The organism is Klenkia sp. PcliD-1-E (genome assembly GCF_024124375.1).
Classification (GTDB): Bacteria; Actinomycetota; Actinomycetes; order Mycobacteriales; family Geodermatophilaceae; genus Klenkia.
Genome location: NZ_JAMXRZ010000191.1, coordinates 1 through 4,880, shown reverse-complemented (window position 1 = coordinate 4,880; position 4,880 = coordinate 1). Strand labels below are relative to the sequence as shown.

Annotated in this window: 4 protein-coding genes and 1 pseudogene; 3 read left to right on the top strand and 2 right to left on the bottom strand. The window is 75.5% G+C overall.

Translation table 11 applies throughout. The annotated features are described in order from the left end of the window. A pseudogene (locus NH342_RS22005) lies at positions 1-400 on the bottom strand (PucR family transcriptional regulator); the annotation flags it as partial. Positions 401-496: 96 nt separating this feature from the next. Between NH342_RS22005 and NH342_RS22000 the strand changes: the two are divergent. Further along, positions 497-1,423 carry a proline dehydrogenase family protein gene (locus tag NH342_RS22000; protein ID WP_253018333.1) on the top strand — a complete coding sequence of 309 codons (927 nt, stop codon included), beginning with the start codon at positions 497-499 and terminating at the stop codon, positions 1,421-1,423. A 15-nt stretch (positions 1,424-1,438) separates the two neighbouring features. Further along, the gene (gene pruA / locus NH342_RS21995) at positions 1,439-3,064 is read left to right on the top strand and encodes an L-glutamate gamma-semialdehyde dehydrogenase (RefSeq protein WP_253018331.1); all 1,626 of its coding nucleotides are present in this window, start codon (positions 1,439-1,441) and stop codon (positions 3,062-3,064) included. Here the strand turns inward: pruA and NH342_RS21990 are convergent. Next, positions 3,052-3,594 carry a gluconokinase gene (locus tag NH342_RS21990; protein WP_253018329.1) on the bottom strand — a complete coding sequence of 181 codons (543 nt, stop codon included), beginning with the start codon at positions 3,592-3,594 and terminating at the stop codon, positions 3,052-3,054. The genes pruA and NH342_RS21990 overlap by 13 nt on opposite strands. A 40-nt stretch (positions 3,595-3,634) precedes the next feature. On the opposite strand from NH342_RS21990, the gene NH342_RS21985 reads away from it, so the two are divergent. Beyond that, positions 3,635-4,789, top strand: coding sequence for an MFS transporter (locus NH342_RS21985; protein ID WP_253018327.1), 1,155 nt, complete (start codon positions 3,635-3,637; stop codon positions 4,787-4,789). Positions 4,790-4,880: the final 91 nt, after the last annotated feature.

Below are 4,880 nucleotides of genomic sequence, written 5' to 3'. Positions count from 1 at the left end.
CCCCGGCCCGGTCGGCCAGCGCGACGGCCTCCGCCAGGCCCGGCGGGTCCGCGGCCTCGAGGTCGGTGCGGCCCTCGTCGAGCAGCCACAGCCACCCGTGGAGCCGGCCGCGGTGGCGCACCGGCAGGCACAGCCGGGTGAGGATCCCGGCGGCGGGGTCGGCCGGCGTGCGCAGCGGGGCGGTCGCCCGGTCGATGCCGAAGTCGCCGAACCAGCGGCGGGTCGCGGCGGGTGAGCCACGCGTCAAGATCGAGCGGGTGCGGACGGCGTCCAGACCGGTCAGCGCGTCCTCGCCCTGGGCGCAGAAGGCCAGCAGCGTGAAGTCGGGGTCCTCCAGCGTCGCGGGCGCGCCGAGCAGCCGGGACACCTCGTCCACGATGTCCTGCAGGTCGTCGCGCATCAGACGATCGTACGAACGAGTCCCGACAGCTGTCCGTGGTGACGGCAGCCACCTCACTCCTAGGTTGCACCCACCCGCTGCTCCCCGGAGGTCACCGTGCTCGGTCAGGCCCTGCTCGTCGCGTCCCGCCGTCCCGGCCTGCGCCGCGCCGTCGTCGGCACCCCGGTGACCCGCCGGGTCGTCGACCGGTTCGTCGCCGGGGAGCAGCTGCCCGACGCGCTCGCCGCCGTCCGGGCGCTGCAGGCCGACGGCATCGCCGTCACCCTGGACCACCTGGGCGAGGACATCACCTCCCGGGCCGAGGCCGTGGCCTCCCGCGACGCCTACCTGGCCCTGCTCGACGGGCTCGCGCCGCTGCAGCTGGGCCCGGCCGCCGAGGTGTCGGTGAAGCTGTCGGCCTTCGGCCAGGCGCTGCCCGGCGGGCACGACCTCGCGCTGGAGCTGGTCCGCCCGGTCGCCGAGGCCGCCACCGCGCTGGGCACCACGGTCACCCTCGACATGGAGGACCACACCACGGTCGACTCCAACCTCGCCGTCCTGGCCGAGCTGCGCCGCGACCACCCGGGCACCGGCGCGGTCCTGCAGGCCGCGCTGCACCGCACCGAGGCCGACGCGCACGACCTGGCCGTCGCCGGCTCCCGGGTGCGGCTGGTCAAGGGCGCCTACGCCGAGCCGCGGACCGTCGCCTTCACCGACAAGGCCGAGGTGGACGCCGCCTACCGCCGCTGCCTGGACGTGCTCGTCCGGGGTGCGGGCTACCCGATGGCCGGCACGCACGACCCCGCCATGATCAGCCGGGTGCTGGAGCTGGTGCGCGAGACCGGCCGGTCGGCCGACAGCTACGAGTTCCAGCTGCTCTACGGCATCCGGACGGCCGAGCAGCAGCGGCTGGCCCGCGAGGGGCACACCGTGCGCGCCTACGTGCCCTACGGCGCCGACTGGTACGGCTACTTCATGCGCCGGCTGGCCGAGCGCCCGGCCAACCTGCAGTTCTTCCTCCGCTCCCTCGTCACGACCTCCTGAAAGGGCTGACTCCTCGTGGACGGCATCACCCAGGTCCCCGCCCCGCGCAACGAGCCGGTGCTCGACTACGCCCCGGGCTCGCCCGAGCGCGCGGAGCTGCAGGCCGAGCTCACCCGCCTCGCCGGTTCCCCGGAGGAGCTGACCGCCACGATCGGCGGCCGGCAGCGGATGGCCCGCGGCGCGTCCTTCGACGTCGTCGCCCCGCACGCGCACGCCCAGGTCCTGGGGACGTCGGCGCACGCCACCGGCGAGGACGCCCGCGACGCGCTGGCCGCCGCGAAGGCCGCCGCGCCGGGCTGGGCCGAGCTCTCCCAGGACGACCGCGCCGCGGTCTTCCTCAAGGCGGCCGACCTGCTCGCCGGGCCGTGGCGGCAGACGCTCAACGCCGCCACCATGCTCGGGCAGTCCAAGACCGCGCAGCAGGCCGAGATCGACAGCGCCTGCGAGCTGGCCGACTTCTGGCGCTACAACGTGCACTTCGCCCGCCAGGTCCACGCCGAGCAGCCGGTCAGCTCGCCCGGTGTGTGGAACCGCATCGACCACCGGCCGCTGGAGGGCGTGGTCTACGCGATCACCCCGTTCAACTTCACCGCCATCGCCGGCAACCTGCCCACCGCGCCCGCGCTGATGGGCAACACCGTGGTCTGGAAGCCCTCGCCGACCCAGCAGTTCGCCGCGCACCAGCTGATGCGGCTGCTCGAGGCCGCCGGCCTGCCCGACGGGGTCATCAACATGCTGCCCGGCGACGGCGTCGCGGTCTCCGACGTCGTGCTCGCCGACCGCGACCTGGCCGGCATCCACTTCACCGGCTCGACCGCGGTCTTCCAGCACCTGTGGCGCACGGTGGGGCAGAACATCGCCGACTACCGCACCTACCCGCGCATCGTGGGCGAGACCGGCGGCAAGGACTTCGTCTTCGCCCACCCCTCGGCCGACCTCGAGGTGCTGCGCACCGCGCTGGTCCGCGGGGCGTTCGAGTACCAGGGCCAGAAGTGCTCGGCGGCCTCGCGCGCCTACGTGCCCCGCTCGCTGTGGACGACGCTGCGCGACGACCTCGCCGGGCTGGTGGACTCGCTGCCGATGGGGCCGGTCACCGACTTCTCGAACTTCCTGGGCGCGGTCATCGACGCGAGGTCCTTCTCCCGGCTGTCCGGCGTGCTGGACCGGGCCCGCACCGACGACGCGCTGACCGTCGTGGCCGGCGGCACCGCCGACGACTCCGAGGGGTACTTCGTCCGGCCGACGGTCATCGAGGGCGCAGACCCCGGGCACGACGTGTTCCGCACCGAGTTCTTCGGCCCGGTGCTGGCGGTGCACGTCTACGACGACGCCGACCACGACGCCGTCCTCGCCCAGATGGAGTCGGTGGCGCCCTACGCCCTCACCGGCGCGGTCATCGCCCAGGACCGGGCCGCGATCGCGCGGATCACCCGGGTGCTGCGCAACGCGGCGGGCAACTTCTACGTCAACGACAAGCCCACCGGCGCCGTCGTCGGCCAGCAGCCCTTCGGTGGTGCGCGGGCCTCGGGGACCAACGACAAGGCCGGCGCCGCGCAGAACCTGCAGCGCTGGACGAGCACCCGGGTCATCAAGGAGACCTTCGCGCCCCCGCGGGACCACCGGTACCCCTACATGGGCTGAGGGCGTTCCTGCCGCAGCTCGCGGACGAGTGCGTCCACCGTCTGCTGCGCCGAGCCCTGCCCGGACCAGGCGTGGCCGGGCTCGTCGGCGGCCAGCGGCTGCAGGGTGGCCAGCTGGCTGTCCAGCAGCGAGCCCGGCATGTAGTGGCCCCGCCGCTTGCGCAGCCGCTCCACCAGCACGTCGTGCGGGGTGTCGATGTGGGCGAACCACACCGACGGGTGGCCGTCGACCAGCAGGTCGCGGTAGCTGCGCTTGAGCGCCGAGCAGGTGATGACCAGGTCGGTCCCGGCGGCCTCGTGCTCACCGACCCGGGCGGCCACCGCGCGCAGCCACGGCCAGCGGTCCTCGTCGTCCAGCGGGGTGCCCGAGCGCATCTTCTCGACGTTGGCCGCCGGGTGCAGGTCGTCGCCCTCGACGAAGTCGCACCCCAGCGCCTGCGCGATGCCGACCCCGACGGTGGACTTGCCGGTGCCCGACACGCCCATCACGACGACGGAGACGGTGGTCGGCGGGTCATCGGTGTCGGCCATGGCGCGACGGTATCGGGGGCAGGGCAGGATCGCGGGGGCGATGGTCGAGCAGCGGGTGCACGAGACGGGGCCGGTGTGGCGGGTGCCCGCCGTCCGGGCGCTGCTGGCGGCGTCCCTGCTGGGGTTCACCAGCTACGCGGTGACGCTGGCCGCCCTGCCCTCCTACGCCGTCCGCGGCGGGGCGGGGGTGGCCGCGGCCGGCCTGGTCACCACCGTCTTCCTGGCCACGACCGTGCTCACCCAGCTGGCGGTGCCGCGGCTGGTGGGCCGGTTCGGGCTGGGGCCCGTGCTGGCCGGGGGTCTGGTGACCATCGGCGGTCCGGCACCGCTGTACCTGCTCGGGGACGGGGTGGGCTGGCTGTGCGCGGTGTCGGCGGTGCGCGGCACCGGCTTCGGCGTGCTGACGGTCCTGGGGGCCACGATCGCCGCGCGGGTGGTGCCGCCGTCCCGCCGGGGGGAGTCCCTCGGCCTGTACGGGCTCGCCCTGGGGCTGCCCACGCTGGTCGCCACGCCCGGCGGGGTGGCGCTGGTGCTCGGCGACCGGTTCCCGCTCGTCGTGGCCGTGGCGACGCTGCCGCTGCTGGGCCTGCTCGCGGTGCGCGGGCTGGTCCGGGCGGTGCCCAGCGCGGTGACCGCCCCGTCGGGGGACCCGGTCGGGCCGGCGGTGCTGGCGGCGGCCCCGCCGTCGGGCGTGCTGCTGGTCGTCACGCTGGCCGGGGCGGGCGTGGTCACCTTCCTGCCCATCGCCCGGCCGGACGGCGTCGTGGCGACCGTCGCGCTGCTGGTGTTCGGGCTGACCGGGGCGCTGTGCCGCTGGGCGGGCGGGGTGCTCACCGACCGCCACGGCACCCGGGTGCTGCTGCCCGCGGCCCTGCTGCTGGGCGTGCTGGGACTGGTGCTGCTCGCCGTCGGGCTGGACACCGACGCGCTGGTCTACGCCGGCGCGGCGGTGTTCGGGGTGGCGTACGGGGGATCGCAGAACACCACGCTGGTGGTGGCCATGGCGCGGGCGGGGGAGCGGGGGACGACGACGGCCAGCGCGGTCTGGAACGCCGCCTTCGACGCCGGCACCGGGCTCGGCGCGCTGGCGGTGGGGGTCGTGGCGGCGGCGGTGGGCCTGGACCTGTCCTACGCGGTGCTGGCCGTGCTGCTCGTGCTGGCGCTGCCGGTCGCGGTGCGGGTCACCCGCCGCTGACGGCGCGGGCGGCGGCCGCGGCCTGCATCTCGCGCACGAACTCCGCCTCGCGGGCCAGGGCGGCCAGCCAGGGGCGGAGTGCGGCGGGGTC